Below are 16031 nucleotides of genomic sequence, written 5' to 3' on the forward strand. Positions count from 1 at the left end.
TGAATTATGCAACCTTACGTTGCGTTGTTACTAATATTTTACATAATGCCTCACAAAGAACTCGTGCCATATTAACTTCTACGGCGTTTCCTATATACTTTTTCTGTTCTGCTTTTGTTCCTATTAGCATATAATCTTCTGGGAATCCCATAATACGTTTCAACTCTGGAATCGTTAGCATTCTCATTTTTATGTCGGAAATTCCATACATGGCCATGAATTCCTTTATTTTCTTCATTACATCACTGTCTGTGTCATATATCTCATATACCAATCCTTCTGGAAACATCTTAATAAAGCCAGGTAGCTCTCCCTCTCCAGATGCTTCAATCAAATATGGTGGCATCTTATCCATTCTAGCGATTAACGTAAAACAAGGTTTATCTACTGATCCGCCAGCAGAATTAAATTGAGGATTCATCAAGTAATGCCATTTACGGTTTGCAGTAATTACTGGTGCCGGTTGATTTATACTTGTGCCAACATTCTTAAAATTTGTATCTAAAATCCAGGGTTTACAGCTTACAAGGCTATATTTGGGATTAACAGTAATACATCCTAGTGGTTTATCCAGCGAAGAAGGTTTACTGTTTCCGTATTGTTGGTCAATAAACACAGAAGAAATTAATGAAAATCGGTCTTTTGTTGTTACGGTTGGTGCTGGTTCATCTACAGATTTACAAAATCCATTTCCATAATGAACAGAAATAAATGCTTTTCCGGTTAGGATATTTAAACGATTTATGCAAGCAACCCCAAGTCGATTTTGAGTAGATATTACTGGACATGGATCATCAACTCCCGGAGCATTGTACTTTCCAGCTTTACTCATTGAGTTATACTTAACCATGAAGGCATCTTTTCCACCTGCTACAAACTTAATAAGTCCTGCATAAATTCTTAATAAAGAAGAATCTACTAAAGGTGTTTTGCGACCAAAAATACTTTTTCCTTCATCATCAAAGTCTAACACATCTCGTACTGCCTTCCAGTTCTTTAATTTTTGGTCTGGCTTTTTAGAATGGGTTTGCTCTGGAAAAACAATAGGTAAACTCCCTTTCGCAAATATTCCGAAAAATCTCTTCCTAGAAGTGTAAGCTCCATAGTCTGCTGAATTTAATATTTTATGCTCAAATTTGTAGCCATAAGACCTTACGTTATCCAGCCATCTCAAATAAGATTTACCTTTATCACGACTAATAGGTTTACCGTACTCATCCAAATCTCCCCATGACATAAACTCTTCTACATTCTCAATTTGAATATAGTCTGGGTTAATAGCCTCAATATACCGAAACAAGTGCTCTGCAAGTGTTCTACTATCTGCATCTCGTGGTTGACCACCTTTAGCTTTCGAGAAATTAGTACATTCCAACGAAGCCCATAAAACTATCAATGCTTCAGGGTATTCAGCTCTGCATTTTTGTAGATGGGAAACTAAAGGAGATAAATTTAGTGTACGAATATCTTCTGTAAAATGAAGAGCGTCCGGATGATTAGCAGCATGACTTGCAATCGCATTTTTATCATGATTTACACATGCTATTACCTTAGCACATTGTTCATTCTCTAAACGGGCTTTTTCTACCCCTGTGCTGGTTCCACCGGCACCACAAAATAAATCTATATAAAGTAATTTCATTGTTTTTCCAAGTATTCTACAATATCTTCATCAGGCATGTTAAAGGTCTCTTCATCCAGATAGAAATAAATCTGTTCATCTACAGATTCTGCTTCTCGTGTACTCCAATTACCCATATCATCTAATAATTGTCGCGCTAATCTCTCGACAGATACAGTCACCTTTTCTTCATCAGGAGTGTTTTCTAAGATTACTACTGTTTTTATTGGATAATCAGCACCATTCCAATCAATATAATCTGGATTTTGGCAAAACATTCCACGAATAATCGACCATATTTTTTCTGACTGAAAATCAGAATTTTGTATATGCCAGTAACATTCCCAGTATGTAAATCCGGCACTGCGTAGCATTTCCTGAATAACCGTATCAGAGGCACCATTACTTACTGCATCTTGAAGTGCACACCAGTACCCTTGATTGAAGTCAGTCAATTTGGGAGTTAATTCGCTGGCCTTTACTTTTACGCTCCCCCTTTTATCAGAAAAAATTAGAGAAACTAATGTATCATTCTCAACAGGATAAGAAACAGAGGTACATATTTGCATAACTTTCTGCTCGTCACTATTTACAGGATGCCATATTACCTCCGCACCTATATTTACAAAATAATATTTATTCATATTCAATTATATCAAGATATGCTTAGCGAATCTAACAGTTGTTTTAATGGCTGTTTGTCATCTTCATTTTTAGCTGTTAATAATTTCACTTCTCTGTCAGCTAATTGATAAAATTCATCTTTTTCAGCATAATTCATAGCTTTTATATACAATTCAAAAGCGTCTTCAATAGACATGCCATCTGCCGAAATATTAGCTAACAATTCTCCCATACACACTTCGCTTTGTGTGTATTGTTCTATAATCTTTTCAAATGTTTCCATGCTGTTAAAGAATATTTTGCCACCCATACCATATCAAATATGGGTGGCGATAATATTAAATAGTCAAGGTCTTAGTCAATTCGCCTTTATAACCACGTTCACGTAACATGTTTATAAGAGCTTCGTCACTATGCAGACAATCGTTACTTTTTGCCTCGCCTGTCAACAGGCTCGGCGAAGGCTGAAATGCTGCAACCGCCCTCACCATGTTACTGTTGTACTTGTTGAAGTTGTTGAAGTAGCCATTACTAAAGTACACGACCCAGCTGCTGAGCTGACTGTACTCACTGCTACTCCAGACCCAGGTTTCATCAGAATCTTCTGTAGGAAGCAAACATTCATCGGGACATCCAATTTCTTTCATTGCTTTGTTTATCTCATCACGATATGCGCAAAGAACTCCTAGCTCCATCAAACAAGGCAAATACCACTGGAGGCCACCTTTTTGATAGTTCCAGCAGCGTTTGGCGGCAGTCATTCCATCAATATCAGTTTGTGCTTCTACAATACGTTTGGTTAGATCAAGTCCGGAGAAAGTTTGCATAGCAACGGATTCATTCTGCTCTTCCGTTAAGATCCTATCAGTATTTCCCCATTGTTCTTGCCAAGTGTCAAACGCCAAAATACGGCTCATAAATTCTGTTGTTACGATAATGCCAATAGCATTAGTATAATTCATACCTCTTGCTCTGAAATCTGCGATTTCATACTGTTTCTTGTCGGCTCCTAAAACCGAAATAGAATACTTTTCCATACTTGTAAATTATTATTAATATTGATTTTAGAACCACACCAATAGCCTTGGAGTCTTCCAATAAAAATTGAATACTGGGAATATCTCTTTAAGTGTGGTGGTTATTTTTCCTGTAATATTTTTCACATGTCTAATTCGCAAATGATTAGCTGTTACGATATAGTCTATTCCTGGGTGTAAACCTATTTGCGAAAGAAGCGATTTCAAGAATATTTTTATATGTTGCTTTGCATCAGTAATTGAACGATAGCCAAAATCAATGTTAGCTACATACTTGATACACTTGCGTTTCATTTATTTTTCAACTTGTTATTAAACTTGATCTTTCCATTTTTATATAAATCAATTTTCTTTTTTCGATACTTCCGTTTTAACTCTGTCCAATATTCTGTTGGATATTGTTTAGAGTACTTGCGAACAGGAGGAGATAGTATAGATTGTATAAGCCGCTTACTAACATTGAACATAGCGGCCAGTCTTCTTTGGCTATATCCTTCACGGGCCAAAATCTGAATAGCCTGGCGTTGTTCTAGGGACAACTTAGCGCGACCATCAAATTTGGTTCCTGCCAACTTGATATTCTCAATTTTCAATGGCATATTTATTACTGTTTTAATGTGAATAGATTTTATAGTTTTATATGGTGTGAATAGTTGTCCACTTTAACCATTGTTTAACACAAAAGGCTGCTCTATTTTGTTAGAACAGCCTTTGCTTTACAGACATCACTTTAACTATGGTCGATTGTACCTTAGTCCGTCTGTATGAATAAACCATTTCTTCAAACTTCCGTCTGGCTTCTGAACTTTTTCAATATCCACTGTTAACCAATGAATAGCTCCCTCACCGAACTTGATTTCCCTTTTGGTCGGGTGTCTCCAATAATCAATCGTCTTTTTGTGCCCCATATTAATCATCATTTATTGCCACAGATTTCACCTTGTCTGTAACAGGCATGTACTCAATAAGATATGCAAGGTGTCCAGGAACAATATCCTCCAGTTCAATATCTACCTGGTTGCCCCATTCGTTATCAAAAGCCGATAATTCAATGCATCCGTCATGCAACCATACCTTATGAATCACGACATCCATAGGTCCGTCATTAAGGTTGACCAAGATTATAGGCGGGTCATATAATTCTTCCTCATCGTTTTCATCATCAATCCAGACAAATTCGCCACCATGAGCTTCCAATGCTAAATGTAATTCTCTAGCTTCCTTTTTTCTAATTTTATCACACATGGCATAAAAATTAGAATGTTCCATATATTCCATGATAATTCAATATTTTATGACCTACAAACACAAATATATTCTCCGGCAATTTTATATTCTTCATACCGTCCATCCCAAGAATTAAGTACCGAGCACCAACCATCCTCACTTATGATTGAATCCAACCAATCACTCAACGAATCAGTAGTTCTTTGAGCCGCCACAGATTCACGCCAAAAACACGCGTATTCATCATCATTATGTACTCTATCACTAGCTATATTAGTCAGTTCATCTTCTGTACCAATATAATAATCAATACCATTTGCACAGTATAGTTGTTCACCATAGGAACATTCTTCAAATGTATCATTCAAATCACCGAATGTACATCCCAAATGTACTCCCAGAGCTACAAATCGTTTGGCTTCATCTTCGTCACATTCGCGTAAATCCATTACTTGCTGGATAATTTCTTTTGTGGCAATAAACCCTTCTTTACCCATGTCAAAAACCGCTTCCAGTTCTTCTGTTAACGCAGTTTCTTCTTCTTCAACAAGGTCACAAATATTATTTATGATCTCTTCAATATTATCTGGAAGCGGACTGTATAACCAACCATTACCATATTTATATCCATTATCTACATATAAACCTTTTATAGCAAGAAAGAAACATTTTACGTTGTAGTCTGAAGATGTATGGAAGTATTTGTTTGACAATCCAAGGATATATTGAATGGGATTATTCCTCATTTTCTCATAAAGCACATTTCTCACCTGTATTATAGCCGCGTCACTAATGTTAAAATTCTTAACAAGAATCTGAAAAGAAATATCATCAAACTGTTCACGGTAATGCTCATTATATGTTTTAAACAACTCCACAAAGTAATTGTAGTCGTTAACATATTGCTCGCCGTTTAAATATTCATCTTGACGAATCGTACCGCCAGACATACCACCTAGATGATATTTGTTCCAAAATTCCAGAAGTTTCTTTTGTCCTTCTGTACGAGGAATTATATGATCGTAGCATTGCCCGGCACCCATACCTCCAGCCCCACATACCGAAACACTGAAACTTTGTTTAAATTTTTGCAATGTTTCACGGTTTATACGAGTAGATTCTTCCTTATAAACCTCAAAATCTACAGTCCAACTGTTTTTATTTTCGTCCCGAAATTGGACGGAACGTTTGAATATTATATCGTTTCTCATAATCAATCTTTCTAATTTTATTTTCATAAACCAGAGGAAATGCACCTAAACTGGTTTATGAAAACTGCCCTGATTAAGTTATTTACGCCATTCCTTCATTTTAGCAACCACATCAATGTTGTTGTCATCCAGCATTTTCTTCAACATACCAATCAAACGCCAACCTTCTCTATTCTCATACAACTTTGCCTTCTTGTTCAAAAAGGCAAGGGATGCGTTTTTACCTAATGTTTTTCCATTGTCATCTATGACAACGCAATTATGAAAACGAATCATGTTCTGCATTGTAAAGAACGCTCCAGATCCTTTGTAAGCATCTAGCCATGCTGCATTTTGAGGAGTATCCCAATGCATTTTGATACGCCTTTTATTGAACTCCTGTACCGAATGCCAAAGTTCATAAGTGTTTCCAGCATGTTGTATTTTGTGTACTGCAAACAACAATGGCTTAATTATTTTTCTATCAAAATCATCTACGAATATGTTTTGACCATTGATACGTTTATATGGTATCCCTTTACATTTTCTCAATTTCAACTTCTCAAATCTCTTTTTGAGTTTCTCGATATAGTCTTTTGCCATATCTAACACCACTCTTTTGTTAAACCAGCGATTTCGATCTCTGAAATTATCGACATCACCGTTCTGCATCATTTTGTGCTGGGCGTACAACTCGTTATTTAACATCTTCCACTGATATTCATATCCCATACTATGAATCACCTCTGAAACTCCAATCGGCTTATAAGCACCGTGGGTATTGGTAGTTATATAAATTATGCGGAACATCTGTGCCATTACCCAACGTCTGAATAATTGCCGATTAGGAATTGTGCCTTGAATTATAATGGCCTGGAAGATTGGATCATCTTCTTCCAAGATACTAATGACACCATCTCTTTTTGAGGCTATAAACTCCAAACCATCTGCACTTTGCATTGCAAAAAGCTCACTAACATCAACACCAGCTTTCTTTAGAGCTTCAATACGCTCCTTAGCTTTGGTTTGATTAGCTGTAAGCGTAAACTCGGTACCACACTCAGGACATTCAAATTTTAACTGTTTCATAACCTATTAATAATTTAATTTTTAGTCTGATTATTTATTTCTCTACTGTAACCCAGTTTTTGAGAATTACTAAATCTCTATCTTTGTTGCTTTGCCAAAACCATTTACCCATTTTATTAGCATCCCAACCTATACCCAATATTATTTGACAGAGAATGTATAATTCCAATTCGACTTGTGCTATATCTCGACCAACTCCAAACAACATGTCTTCATCCTCTAAATCTTTATCAGACAAAGCCTTAAAGTATTTTCGGCTTTTACATTCACTCATTGTTGATGGAATAGAATGTTTATATCGAGTATATAAATGCTCTACATTAGACAGAAACTCATCAAGAGAAGCGCATAATTCCACACCTAAGTCTCCCTCATACTGCGAATTCTGTATAATATATTGGCCATTAAGTTTGAAACTTCGTGTTTTAAAATCTACTTTAAACTTGGTTCCCTTCTCTACAGCCTGTATTGATTCTTGATAAATATTTTTCATAATGTTTACTTTTGATTTTATACTCAAACCTTTGACACATTTCTTTAAAAGTCTGATACTAACATCCAGAATACGCCGGAATATAGGTTTATAAAACCGTAGATGCCGGCGTAATTGTCGGATAGTTGTTAAACGCAAGGTTCTTGTATAAATGAAAGTTGTGTTACTTATAAAACAGCCCCCATTTAGCGTGACACATGTCTATGTGCTTATGATATATACTGTATCAAGTAAGATACCCGCGTAATCCTAGGTCATACATAGGATGACCGTCATCACGCGGACATCATATCTTATCCAGTATGTTAAATTACTAAATCCCAGACTGTAAACTTTGTGTTAAGTAATAAGTTGTAATTCTCAAAATATTGGCACATTTCTATACTTATTCGATTTAGAGCTGGTGTGATCAGGAACGGACCAGGACAATTAGTACTCGGTCCTTCCTGATATATAACCAGCTATATAAATGATATTTCTTGAATTACATATCTGTGCTAAATAGTTATCCTCATAATACTGATACATTACTTTACCCAATAGATGTATTCCGGTTGGATATTCCTGGAGCAGATGAGTTATCGACTCATAGATCCAGGAAGCTGCTCACCGGAACAGTAAACAAATGTATTCCTTGAATAACTTCGAATGTATTTCGCTTATTTTACAAGTCCTCAAATGAATGGCACATCACTTTACTCTCATGATAATTATAAATATGACCTGATCGAGAACCTGAGGTGAGAGGCTATGCAGCCTTGTAACCTCCGGTGAACGATCAATAGTTCATACTTTAGAATATGAAATTTTCTTCTTGAACTTGCCTGCTGTGCTGCTTTATAAACCCTCATAACAATCGACACATTTATTTATCTTCATTGATATAATCCAGATGATTATATGGTACCCGGAGTAGATACTGAAGGATGTAATCCTTCAAGGATAGAATCGGGGTACCTAATATATAATCTGGATATTAAACACTTGTTCCTCGGATTCATTTACTGTGTGTTCAGATTGTAGTTACAATATTGCCACTAAAGTATTGTACGCTGCTCTTCTGGTTAAAATAGCATTCTGCATACAACCTATTGTCAAATAACCTTCAATTTCTTTACTTTTAGATTTATTTCGATTAGCCTTTACGTTCCGACCAATGCCTCTAACAACACAACCATCCGGCTTATCCTTAACATAGCCAAGGCCACCAACTTTATGTTTCCCAGTTTCAACGGCTCTAAGGCAATCCATTACGAATTTATTCAATTCATTAATATCAACCCGAACATTACATACTGGAAGGGTCTGAGTCGCCCAACTATATTCTCCATTGCCTTTATATAAATATCGGTTAACCGAATCCACAGCCTTCTTCAACGTAATACCACGTTTTCTGATGGTTCTTGATTCTATTTCTTTCTGGAAGGTTTTAAGACGATTGGGAGAGAAAGAAATCATACTTCCCTTAATGCTGAAACCTAGAAATTTGAACCACTTGTCCATAGTCAGGTACTCTACTTTCTTGGGATTCAAATTCATTGATTTTTCGGCCAATCTCTTTTGTAAAATGGTCATAGCCTTTTCATAGTCCGGACCAACGAACAACATATCATCCGAATACCTTACGTAAAACCCATTCAATTGGGACAGTTCATCATCTAGGCTATATAGCAACACGTTGGCTAACCAGCTTGCTACTGCGCATCCTTGTTTAAGTGATTGATATTTCTCATGCAGTTCGTTGTTCTCATCGAAATACAATCCGCAATGATAGTATTTTCTTAATACATCAATTAACACAGAATGACCACACTTAGCTTCCACTTTATCAAAGGCTGCGTCAATAAACTGGATAGGAACAGAGTCGAAATATTTACTTAAATCAGACTTCCAGCCCACATAACCATCACTTTTCATGTTAACAATTGTGTGACTTACTTCCAAAACCACTTTACCACAACCAATACCGACCTGATAAGATTTACAAGCAGGATGAATCATCTCTGGCATTAAATCAAATAGCAAATCATTCGCGATGCTTAGGATTATACGATCAATAGGTTCGTTGACATATACAGTACGAAACTCTCCGTTATCCTTCGGGATTTGTGCAATATGTGGTGGTGTTATTTGATATTTACCATTCAACATAGCTTCTGCCATGCGAATTCTGGTTGGTTCTTCTGTCAGTTTGATAAGTTCGCTCTTCCGAATATCCTTCAGAACGCCTTTCTCAATTGCTTTTGTCCATCTATTAATGTCGAAGAACATTGTAAGAATCTTATCTTTCATTTTATATCTCCTTTCTTTTTGAGTTGTTCCTTATATCTCCTGTGCTCACGAATTGTTGCTGCCCATTCTGCTTTTGTAGGTTTGTATCGCCCTTCTGCTTTACGTTGTTTTAAACTCTCTTTATTTTTCAAATATTTGTCTGGGCAACAAATAAATTGAATAAGACGCTTGCTCACTCCAAATATTTTAGCAAGTTTAGAGTAACTGATTAATTGCTTTTCTCTCAACCATTTTATATATTCTTTTTGGTCTGGAGTGAGCTTTATTCGTCTATCATATTGGGTTCCAGCGATACGAATCTTTTCTGATTTATACGGCATCGTTTTTAGGATACATTAAATCATCGTGTAAATTGTTAGGACATCGTTCATCAAACCAATGCCAGACATCAATCTTTAAGGTTCCGGCCGGGAAGTTGAGAAAGTCTTCTTCAATCTCATCATCGTTATTGACCGGAATGTCTCCAAACATTTCCCATAATTCTGAAAGGGTGCATAATTCTACATGCTCTTCACAAATGCCACACCAGCAATCTTCTTCCTCAACTGAATCATTATAGCTGATTTCATCTGTGTTTGGATTTACCCATGCTCTTTCTTCAACATTATTACTTCCACATTTGGGGCAATACAGTGAATCTAATGGCTTTTTCATTTTTACTCCCTTCTTCTTGAAGGATATATCAAATTGTCGGAGATTTGAAAGTTCAGTAAGAACCATTTCCGTTACAAAAGCTCTCATCTTATTTATCTGTTCATCTGATGATATTCCCCATACATTAGCCGCAGCTTGTACTGCATTTTGCATTGAGAAACATATTTGCGTCCAGTCATCGTACTCTTTTTTATCTTCGAGGATTTCATAGATTAGCGTTTTCGCTTTCTCAATATATTCTTGATTGAATGATTTTGATGTTTCCATATAACTTCACAATTAGTTTAATTTATTATACCATTCTATTTCAGCATCATTTGCTTCACGATACAGCATATATACACCACCAATAGTTGAGTTGTAAATAAGGGTGTATCCATCCTTTTGATGTACGGAATCAGTGCCATTATTCACCCACCTTGGTTCTTCGCTGCGAATATCATCGTCAGTCCATTCATCGCTATCCCATTGCTTCAGATAATCAATAACAGCTTCTCCATTCGCATCGGTAAAAACAGTTCCATACCCTTTACCATCGTATAGTTTATCACATTCGTCCAGCATGTCTCCGTACTGGACATCAATGACAATTCTATAAAGCTTTTGATTTCCCATTGAACTTAAATGCGGCATAACTATCTTTTCTTATTGCGTTTACGATCTCTTCTTATTTGTTTCTTGTTGCGCCCACTTTTAGTGGACGAACCTTTATATGTAGGAGGAACCCGTCTCCACGGAGTCGATTTCTCTTCATAGTCTTCTATTCTTTCAAAATAGACCGTAGGTGGATTTTCAAATAATATCATATTCATTTTTGCACCGTTTTGAGGGTTAATATTTCTTCCCATGCATCTTCTCACGGAGTTCGTTATATCTCATTTTTTGTTCGATGTGCCAAAACAGATCTATTTCAAGATGCTTTGCAAGTCCAAAAATTGATACTATCATATCATTTACAGTTGTAGGAAAATCAAATAGTCCATCATATCTAACAGGAAGCGTGGAAATAGCATATATAGTCTCTGTAAATGTCTCACTGACACAAGAGTCAGCAGAATCATCTATAACATCTGAATTAATATCCTTCATTGCAGGTTCAAGGCTTATCCCTCGAAGCCCAGCCAAATCAAGTAGGTGAATAACGGCATCAGCTAACTCTTCCTCTATTGACCCTTTGATTGTTTCATTGTATGCAACTTCGTAACCGCGCTCTTTGGGAATGTCTAGGTCTAACCCTTGACAAATACGACTGGTTGAGATTTTCTTCTCAAACCAATCAACATTAGCACGCTTTCCCCTTCTATCAGCTTCCACAGCTTCCATTAGTTCGGATATTATGAGACAGAGAAAATGTTTATTACTCAATTCCGTATCATGGAATCCATGTTCACAAGCGATTTTATATGTTTTATCCCTTAATTCGTTGAGATTCATTGCCAATTACTTTAAAAATTACCAAACCCTGATGTCATAGTCTCTAAAATAATATTCCAGTTCTTTTATCCCTTCCAAACTGTGCAGTCCACCCTCGCCAATTACTTCAATATCAACAGATATTTCATAGTCTGTTTTAATATTTACCTTAGAACTATTGAAAGTTTTTTTCACGCATTCTAAAATACTTGAAGAATCTGTACCATTTTTTACTATATTGAGTATCATTGTTTTTTGAATTTTAATTATGCAACATCATCTAACGGTCCACTATAGACTCTTCCATCCATATAATACAACCTGTCCTCATACTGGTTGTTATGTAATTCCTCCCGGATTGCATTTTCATCATTGGCCCAATACTCATATTCTTCATGCCAGCATTTGAAAAAACTGTCGTAGCATTGTTCTATTAAGTCTGTGAGCGAAAAGTTGTCCGGATAACTGCACCAAGTTTTATAATATTTGATGATAGGTTCAAGCAAGTAGAAATCATAACACATACCTGTTAGTGGACAATCATCACCTACAGATTTGATAATACGGCTTCGTCTGTATTTGTAAGTGTATTTTTCATTTATATATTTGCCTGAAGATGAATAATATCTACCTTGTGTAATGTATGGCATAATATTATTATTGATATATCGAAATAATAGTTTACCACATAATTCCTCTGCATAAATATCATTACTGCAATCTATTGGACACTCAAAAATGGGATTATTATTATATTTAAAATTAAAATTGTATCCGCTATAATTAACACTCCAACTACATGATTGGGTATTTGTCAATTTCTCGAAAGTTCTTAGAGACGTTACATAATCTGAACCGTAAGCCTCCATACACTGATCCATTATATTCCAGCGTTCACGCTCAATAATTTCTTTTTGTACCTCTTCCGACAATTCATCAAAAGTGTACAGTTGCAATGTTATTGTTTTCATTGATTTAAGATTGTTGGTTTTTAAACTCCATATAAAGGAACTCTGATATATTTGACTGGAAATTATAGGATATTCCCCATGTTCCAAAAGTTTCAAAGAACCAGTCAACAAGAAAGTCCCGGTCCTCGTTAGCTTGTTCGCTGTCTTCACCGGCATCTAATCTAGCAACCATAGCATTTACAAGAGGTGTGTCGTATGTAACCTCTCCATAAATATGATAAGGGTAGTCATAATCAATGTTATTGAAATTACCACAAATCCTGTGGTCCGGATTATGCAAGTATTTCTTCATATCAGAATTAAATTTCCAAGCCATTACATTGCTGTAATCTTCCAGATATTCATCCGAAAAGTTCTCCATGATAAAATCTTTATTTTCATCATCAACCATGCTTTCACGTGCATCTTTGAGAATTTGACAAAGGCGTGTCGCCATATTATCAATATTTATATACTTCTTTTCTTCCATTTTACTACTTTATTTGAAGTTGAAGACTATCATTACCATAAGAATACATCATTACAGAAGCTCCACAAGGAGCATTTTTACCAGCATGGAAACATCTCACACCTATTTCACGAAGTTTCTGAAAAGCATCAAATGATTGATTTTCGTTTGGAAAATGCAAATCAATAGAACTACCAATATCTACATGCTGTACCTGCAAGGACACTTTGTTTTTGTGATTTAAGACTATTACATCCATATTATTCATCGTTTTCTTGTTCACGTCTATATTGTCTGTATCTATCGTATGCTTTAAATGTCTCTGCTATAGTTTCAGAGAGATCATTAAATTTCAGAGGAGTAATCCTTGCAAAATATGCAATCCCTTTAGTTGTATAGCAACAATTTGTAACAAGTCTATCTGGAGTGCCAAACAAACCACGAACTTTAAAGCGGTCATCTGCTCTTACTTGGAAATGTTCTGACAACACCTTCAATGTTTCATTACCTGCCTTGACTGCTTCTTCCAAAGTATCAAATATACCTATGGCAATTGTCTTACTACAAGAAGTAGCTGGGCGGCTACCTATCGGTCTGTCATTATAACGAAACTCTATTTCTAACAACTCCTTTTGCATATTTCCTTTTGTTTTTATTATCGAATAGTTTTTTGATGGTGTCCATAGTTGTCCACTTTTTGAATATTAACTCGCTTTAACTTTAAAAGAAAAGGCGCAACCAGAACAATAACATTCTGATCGCGCCACCCTTCAAACAAAAACATGTCGAACAACACACATGGAAACAACTAATATATGTAGTGTTCCGGGAATCGAACCCGGATTTCTACCATAACACTTTACTCGTGCTTACGATACTCTTTCACTTGTTCAATATCATCCATATTATCCCACCAATTTGAAAAGTCATAGCAAACAAGATCTTCATCAAATTCTTCTTTCCCATCTTCATCTGTAGAAATATAGTCTTCCCTATCAAAACCCGCAATACCAATCATATCTTCGGTGTCTGTAATACCATCAAACCAATCTTGCGCTTCTTTCACATCATCTTCTCTAACGCCTGCATCAAAATGTTTTTCGTCTTTATATCCAAGCCAGTCTGCGATTGTATCAAAGTCAAACCAAAAGAAATTATTTATGTCATCATCGGTCCAACCACTTTCAGGAGCATCACTTTCCATTATGGATTCAATTTTATCCAGTTGTTCATCGGTACAGTTCTTTGCCCGATCCTCACCCCCACTCCAAAATTTGAAATCTCGAAGTGAAATTTCTGATATAACTTTCATAGTTCGTTTGCTTTTAAAAGTTCCCTTGCAACTCTTCCTACTTGCAACAAGTATATACTCCAGACTCTCCCGTCAGAAATTTTGTTCTGAACAACAGCACTATAACCGCATTTAATATTCAATTCTCTCACATCATAAGGGGAAACAAGCATACCTCCATGTTGTGCCAAGTTATAATCCGGTTCTTTAGGAAATGATTTTATATACCTCTTAATAATTTGAATACTCTCTTGCTTATCCTTTCCTTTGGATAACAATTGTTTCTCAATACTATTCATAACAGCATTGAGATTAGGATTTACTGAATACTTCATATTACAATAGTTTTATGTATGAATGCTCCAACGTCTTTCAGTCGCATTTGGGGACATAATTATCCCGCCGCAAATTTTGCGTTCGCCATTTACCACCTCAGAGAATCCAAAGCTATTTTTCGCAAAATCACCGTATATTTCAATATGTTGGTTAACGGCAAATCTCACCCATTTTTGTAGACTTTTCAAGCAATCTTCAAAACTTGAATCTTGCAATTCCGAAGCAATATTCTTGACCTCTTTTACACGCTCTGATATTTCTGGGGACATTTTAAATTCCAATGGTTTGTTTATGGCTGCATACTCTTCAGGGTATTGAATGGAAAGTTGATGTATCCGGCTTCCCCAGATATTATTGAATATTGAAACAATCTTATCTTTAGATACTTTTTGAAGTTGTGCTCCATCCCAATAAAAATACTTATTATAGTCCAAATCGTCCCAATAAACAATACTTGCTATTATCGCAAGAGAATCTTTCATAATTGCAAACCGGTTACTTTCTGACGAAAAAAGACTTTCTACACTGGGGCCAATAAAACACAGATGTGTTCCGTGTGTGCGCACTAACCAAAAAAATGGCTCATTAGTCTTTTCAAGAGTTTTCAAATCATACTTCTCGAAATCAGAGATGCACAATTTAGTATCGTATAACTCTTTGCGCATTTGTTCGATAATTTCTGGTATCATACTTCTTTATTTTAATTTTCACTTTTTATCAATCTCCCAGTATAACCACGGTATTCAAGCAATGTCACAATAAGATGATCTGGCACATCTCTCAAACGTCTGTAATTTTCCGTTAACACTTCAAGCAGATATTCTTCATCTTGTCCCTGCAAAAGATTAGTCAACTCCCAGCCATAACTTGTGTACATACCTATATATTTACTACTTTGGAATAACGTAATTCTCCAGTGTATCCACGTCTACGCAATTCAGCAAACAACATGTTGTCATCAAAGTCAGACATTTTCAGAGTCGCTTTTACTCCTTGTTGAGTTATGCCGCCACTAGATTTGCGTCTTCTTTCCTTGTCACACTTCTTACAATAGTTTGCCAACCCATCTTTGGTTGCCTTATTCTTAGAAAAATTTGATATAGGTAAGCTCTGACCACATTCTTTACACACTTTTGTTTCCATTATTATCTTGATATTAATTGTTCTCTTCGGGATGGAGTTTCAAATACTCGGTAAGTTCACAGTCATATATTTGTTCCTGAACAATTTCAGAAACAAGGGAATCTCCTTTAGTCTCCCAGAATTTCACTAACAAATCAATATTGGCACATTCTGGATGCTCTGTAATTATGCGCTCTCGGATTTCTTTTGGGATGCTAGATCG

At 35.9% G+C, this 16031-nt stretch carries 27 protein-coding genes; all 27 read right to left on the minus strand.

Going from position 1 to position 16031, the window contains the following annotated elements; all coding sequences use genetic code 11:
- Nucleotides 1–4: 4 nt before the first annotated feature.
- A complete protein-coding gene (locus tag KFO40_RS15875) occupies nt 5–1642 on the minus strand; it encodes a DNA cytosine methyltransferase (RefSeq protein WP_196071622.1) in 1638 nt (545 codons plus the stop codon).
- Nucleotides 1639–2265 (minus strand): hypothetical protein, encoded by a 627-nt coding sequence (locus KFO40_RS15880; protein ID WP_196071623.1) that lies wholly within the window; start codon nt 2263–2265, stop codon nt 1639–1641. Before KFO40_RS15880 ends, KFO40_RS15875 begins: the two co-directional genes overlap by 4 nt.
- A gap of 11 nt (nt 2266–2276) precedes the next feature.
- On the minus strand, nt 2277–2528 hold the full coding sequence (locus KFO40_RS15885) for a hypothetical protein (RefSeq protein ID WP_055268810.1): 252 nt from the start codon (nt 2526–2528) through the stop codon (nt 2277–2279).
- Nucleotides 2529–2583: 55 nt separating this feature from the next.
- A complete protein-coding gene (locus KFO40_RS15890; protein ID WP_211146565.1) occupies nt 2584–3282 on the minus strand; it encodes a DUF1566 domain-containing protein in 699 nt (232 codons plus the stop codon).
- A gap of 290 nt (nt 3283–3572) precedes the next feature.
- Nucleotides 3573–3881, minus strand: a complete 309-nt coding sequence (locus KFO40_RS15895; protein ID WP_118391685.1) for a helix-turn-helix domain-containing protein — start codon at nt 3879–3881, stop codon at nt 3573–3575.
- 135 nt (nt 3882–4016) lie between these two features.
- Nucleotides 4017–4190, minus strand: a complete 174-nt coding sequence (locus tag KFO40_RS15900) for a hypothetical protein (RefSeq protein ID WP_153880775.1) — start codon at nt 4188–4190, stop codon at nt 4017–4019.
- A gap of 1 nt (nt 4191) precedes the next feature.
- Nucleotides 4192–4560: a hypothetical protein gene (locus KFO40_RS15905; protein WP_196071625.1), complete on the minus strand. Its 369-nt coding sequence runs from the start codon at nt 4558–4560 to the stop codon at nt 4192–4194.
- Between the two features lie 14 nt (nt 4561–4574).
- Nucleotides 4575–5720, minus strand: a complete 1146-nt coding sequence (locus tag KFO40_RS15910) for a hypothetical protein (protein ID WP_227236185.1) — start codon at nt 5718–5720, stop codon at nt 4575–4577.
- A gap of 78 nt (nt 5721–5798) precedes the next feature.
- The gene (locus tag KFO40_RS15915; protein ID WP_141409276.1) at nt 5799–6788 is read right to left on the minus strand and encodes a ubiquitin carboxyl-hydrolase; all 990 of its coding nucleotides are present in this window, start codon (nt 6786–6788) and stop codon (nt 5799–5801) included.
- Nucleotides 6789–6822: 34 nt separating this feature from the next.
- Complete coding sequence (locus KFO40_RS15920) at nt 6823–7281, minus strand: hypothetical protein (RefSeq protein ID WP_118451557.1); 459 nt, start codon at nt 7279–7281, stop codon at nt 6823–6825.
- Nucleotides 7282–8304: 1023 nt separating this feature from the next.
- Nucleotides 8305–9573: an RNA-directed DNA polymerase gene (locus KFO40_RS15925; protein ID WP_109115732.1), complete on the minus strand. Its 1269-nt coding sequence runs from the start codon at nt 9571–9573 to the stop codon at nt 8305–8307.
- Nucleotides 9570–9893, minus strand: a complete 324-nt coding sequence (locus KFO40_RS15930; protein WP_008647761.1) for a hypothetical protein — start codon at nt 9891–9893, stop codon at nt 9570–9572. Before KFO40_RS15930 ends, KFO40_RS15925 begins: the two co-directional genes overlap by 4 nt.
- Nucleotides 9883–10494: a hypothetical protein gene (locus KFO40_RS15935; RefSeq protein ID WP_196071627.1), complete on the minus strand. Its 612-nt coding sequence runs from the start codon at nt 10492–10494 to the stop codon at nt 9883–9885. The genes KFO40_RS15930 and KFO40_RS15935 overlap by 11 nt, the downstream gene beginning before the upstream one ends.
- Before the next feature lie 12 nt (nt 10495–10506).
- A complete protein-coding gene (locus tag KFO40_RS15940; protein WP_118391679.1) occupies nt 10507–10860 on the minus strand; it encodes a hypothetical protein in 354 nt (117 codons plus the stop codon).
- Nucleotides 10861–10862: 2 nt separating this feature from the next.
- Complete coding sequence (locus KFO40_RS15945; protein WP_153880774.1) at nt 10863–11039, minus strand: hypothetical protein; 177 nt, start codon at nt 11037–11039, stop codon at nt 10863–10865.
- Nucleotides 11040–11058: 19 nt separating this feature from the next.
- Entirely contained in the window at nt 11059–11661 is a 603-nt protein-coding gene (locus tag KFO40_RS15950; protein ID WP_138335701.1) for a hypothetical protein, read from the minus strand.
- An 18-nt stretch (nt 11662–11679) separates the two neighbouring features.
- Entirely contained in the window at nt 11680–11889 is a 210-nt protein-coding gene (locus KFO40_RS15955) for a hypothetical protein (RefSeq protein ID WP_109115728.1), read from the minus strand.
- Nucleotides 11890–11906: 17 nt separating this feature from the next.
- Entirely contained in the window at nt 11907–12611 is a 705-nt protein-coding gene (locus KFO40_RS15960) for a hypothetical protein (protein WP_008768599.1), read from the minus strand.
- A gap of 4 nt (nt 12612–12615) precedes the next feature.
- Entirely contained in the window at nt 12616–13080 is a 465-nt protein-coding gene (locus tag KFO40_RS15965; RefSeq protein WP_109115727.1) for a hypothetical protein, read from the minus strand.
- A 4-nt stretch (nt 13081–13084) separates the two neighbouring features.
- Nucleotides 13085–13318, minus strand: a complete 234-nt coding sequence (locus KFO40_RS15970; protein ID WP_138335699.1) for a hypothetical protein — start codon at nt 13316–13318, stop codon at nt 13085–13087.
- A gap of 1 nt (nt 13319) precedes the next feature.
- Nucleotides 13320–13697: a hypothetical protein gene (locus KFO40_RS15975; RefSeq protein ID WP_109115725.1), complete on the minus strand. Its 378-nt coding sequence runs from the start codon at nt 13695–13697 to the stop codon at nt 13320–13322.
- Nucleotides 13698–13918: 221 nt separating this feature from the next.
- On the minus strand, nt 13919–14371 hold the full coding sequence (locus KFO40_RS15980; RefSeq protein WP_109115724.1) for a hypothetical protein: 453 nt from the start codon (nt 14369–14371) through the stop codon (nt 13919–13921).
- Nucleotides 14368–14685 (minus strand): hypothetical protein, encoded by a 318-nt coding sequence (locus tag KFO40_RS15985; RefSeq protein WP_109115723.1) that lies wholly within the window; start codon nt 14683–14685, stop codon nt 14368–14370. Before KFO40_RS15985 ends, KFO40_RS15980 begins: the two co-directional genes overlap by 4 nt.
- Before the next feature lie 12 nt (nt 14686–14697).
- Entirely contained in the window at nt 14698–15375 is a 678-nt protein-coding gene (locus tag KFO40_RS15990; protein ID WP_109115722.1) for a DUF4120 family protein, read from the minus strand.
- Between the two features lie 11 nt (nt 15376–15386).
- On the minus strand, nt 15387–15563 hold the full coding sequence (locus tag KFO40_RS15995) for a hypothetical protein (RefSeq protein ID WP_008647785.1): 177 nt from the start codon (nt 15561–15563) through the stop codon (nt 15387–15389).
- A gap of 2 nt (nt 15564–15565) precedes the next feature.
- A complete protein-coding gene (locus KFO40_RS16000) occupies nt 15566–15829 on the minus strand; it encodes a hypothetical protein (protein ID WP_138335697.1) in 264 nt (87 codons plus the stop codon).
- A gap of 13 nt (nt 15830–15842) precedes the next feature.
- On the minus strand, nt 15843–16031 hold a 189-nt coding region (locus tag KFO40_RS16005; protein ID WP_211146566.1), incomplete at its 5' end, for a hypothetical protein.

This window comes from Bacteroides sp. 1001302B_160321_D4 (genome assembly GCF_015667765.1).
Taxonomy (GTDB): domain Bacteria; phylum Bacteroidota; class Bacteroidia; order Bacteroidales; family Bacteroidaceae; genus Bacteroides; species Bacteroides xylanisolvens.

Excerpts from the sequence above, each read along its gene's own strand:
- KFO40_RS15880 (WP_196071623.1), bottom strand. The coding sequence starts at position 2,265 with ATGAATAAATATTATTTTGTAAATATAGGTGCGGAGGTAATATGGCAT.
- KFO40_RS15990 (WP_109115722.1), bottom strand. The coding sequence starts at position 15,375 with ATGATACCAGAAATTATCGAACAAATGCGCAAAGAGTTATACGATACT.
- KFO40_RS15985 (WP_109115723.1), bottom strand. The coding sequence starts at position 14,685 with ATGAAGTATTCAGTAAATCCTAATCTCAATGCTGTTATGAATAGTATT.
- KFO40_RS15915 (WP_141409276.1), bottom strand. The coding sequence starts at position 6,788 with ATGAAACAGTTAAAATTTGAATGTCCTGAGTGTGGTACCGAGTTTACG.
- KFO40_RS15995 (WP_008647785.1), bottom strand. The coding sequence starts at position 15,563 with ATGTACACAAGTTATGGCTGGGAGTTGACTAATCTTTTGCAGGGACAA.
- KFO40_RS15960 (WP_008768599.1), bottom strand. The coding sequence starts at position 12,611 with ATGAAAACAATAACATTGCAACTGTACACTTTTGATGAATTGTCGGAA.
- KFO40_RS15935 (WP_196071627.1), bottom strand. The coding sequence starts at position 10,494 with ATGGAAACATCAAAATCATTCAATCAAGAATATATTGAGAAAGCGAAA.
- KFO40_RS15895 (WP_118391685.1), bottom strand. The coding sequence starts at position 3,881 with ATGCCATTGAAAATTGAGAATATCAAGTTGGCAGGAACCAAATTTGAT.
- KFO40_RS15930 (WP_008647761.1), bottom strand. The coding sequence starts at position 9,893 with ATGCCGTATAAATCAGAAAAGATTCGTATCGCTGGAACCCAATATGAT.
- KFO40_RS15980 (WP_109115724.1), bottom strand. The coding sequence starts at position 14,371 with ATGAAAGTTATATCAGAAATTTCACTTCGAGATTTCAAATTTTGGAGT.
- KFO40_RS15925 (WP_109115732.1), bottom strand. The coding sequence starts at position 9,573 with ATGAAAGATAAGATTCTTACAATGTTCTTCGACATTAATAGATGGACA.
- KFO40_RS15955 (WP_109115728.1), bottom strand. The coding sequence starts at position 11,889 with ATGATACTCAATATAGTAAAAAATGGTACAGATTCTTCAAGTATTTTA.
- KFO40_RS15940 (WP_118391679.1), bottom strand. The coding sequence starts at position 10,860 with ATGCCGCATTTAAGTTCAATGGGAAATCAAAAGCTTTATAGAATTGTC.
- KFO40_RS15900 (WP_153880775.1), bottom strand. The coding sequence starts at position 4,190 with ATGGGGCACAAAAAGACGATTGATTATTGGAGACACCCGACCAAAAGG.
- KFO40_RS15975 (WP_109115725.1), bottom strand. The coding sequence starts at position 13,697 with ATGCAAAAGGAGTTGTTAGAAATAGAGTTTCGTTATAATGACAGACCG.
- KFO40_RS15970 (WP_138335699.1), bottom strand. The coding sequence starts at position 13,318 with ATGGATGTAATAGTCTTAAATCACAAAAACAAAGTGTCCTTGCAGGTA.
- KFO40_RS15890 (WP_211146565.1), bottom strand. The coding sequence starts at position 3,282 with ATGGAAAAGTATTCTATTTCGGTTTTAGGAGCCGACAAGAAACAGTAT.
- KFO40_RS15945 (WP_153880774.1), bottom strand. The coding sequence starts at position 11,039 with ATGAATATGATATTATTTGAAAATCCACCTACGGTCTATTTTGAAAGA.
- KFO40_RS15965 (WP_109115727.1), bottom strand. The coding sequence starts at position 13,080 with ATGGAAGAAAAGAAGTATATAAATATTGATAATATGGCGACACGCCTT.
- KFO40_RS15920 (WP_118451557.1), bottom strand. The coding sequence starts at position 7,281 with ATGAAAAATATTTATCAAGAATCAATACAGGCTGTAGAGAAGGGAACC.
- KFO40_RS15885 (WP_055268810.1), bottom strand. The coding sequence starts at position 2,528 with ATGGAAACATTTGAAAAGATTATAGAACAATACACACAAAGCGAAGTG.
- KFO40_RS15950 (WP_138335701.1), bottom strand. The coding sequence starts at position 11,661 with ATGAATCTCAACGAATTAAGGGATAAAACATATAAAATCGCTTGTGAA.
- KFO40_RS15905 (WP_196071625.1), bottom strand. The coding sequence starts at position 4,560 with ATGGAATATATGGAACATTCTAATTTTTATGCCATGTGTGATAAAATT.
- KFO40_RS16000 (WP_138335697.1), bottom strand. The coding sequence starts at position 15,829 with ATGGAAACAAAAGTGTGTAAAGAATGTGGTCAGAGCTTACCTATATCA.
- KFO40_RS15875 (WP_196071622.1), bottom strand. The coding sequence starts at position 1,642 with ATGAAATTACTTTATATAGATTTATTTTGTGGTGCCGGTGGAACCAGC.
- KFO40_RS15910 (WP_227236185.1), bottom strand. The coding sequence starts at position 5,720 with ATGAGAAACGATATAATATTCAAACGTTCCGTCCAATTTCGGGACGAA.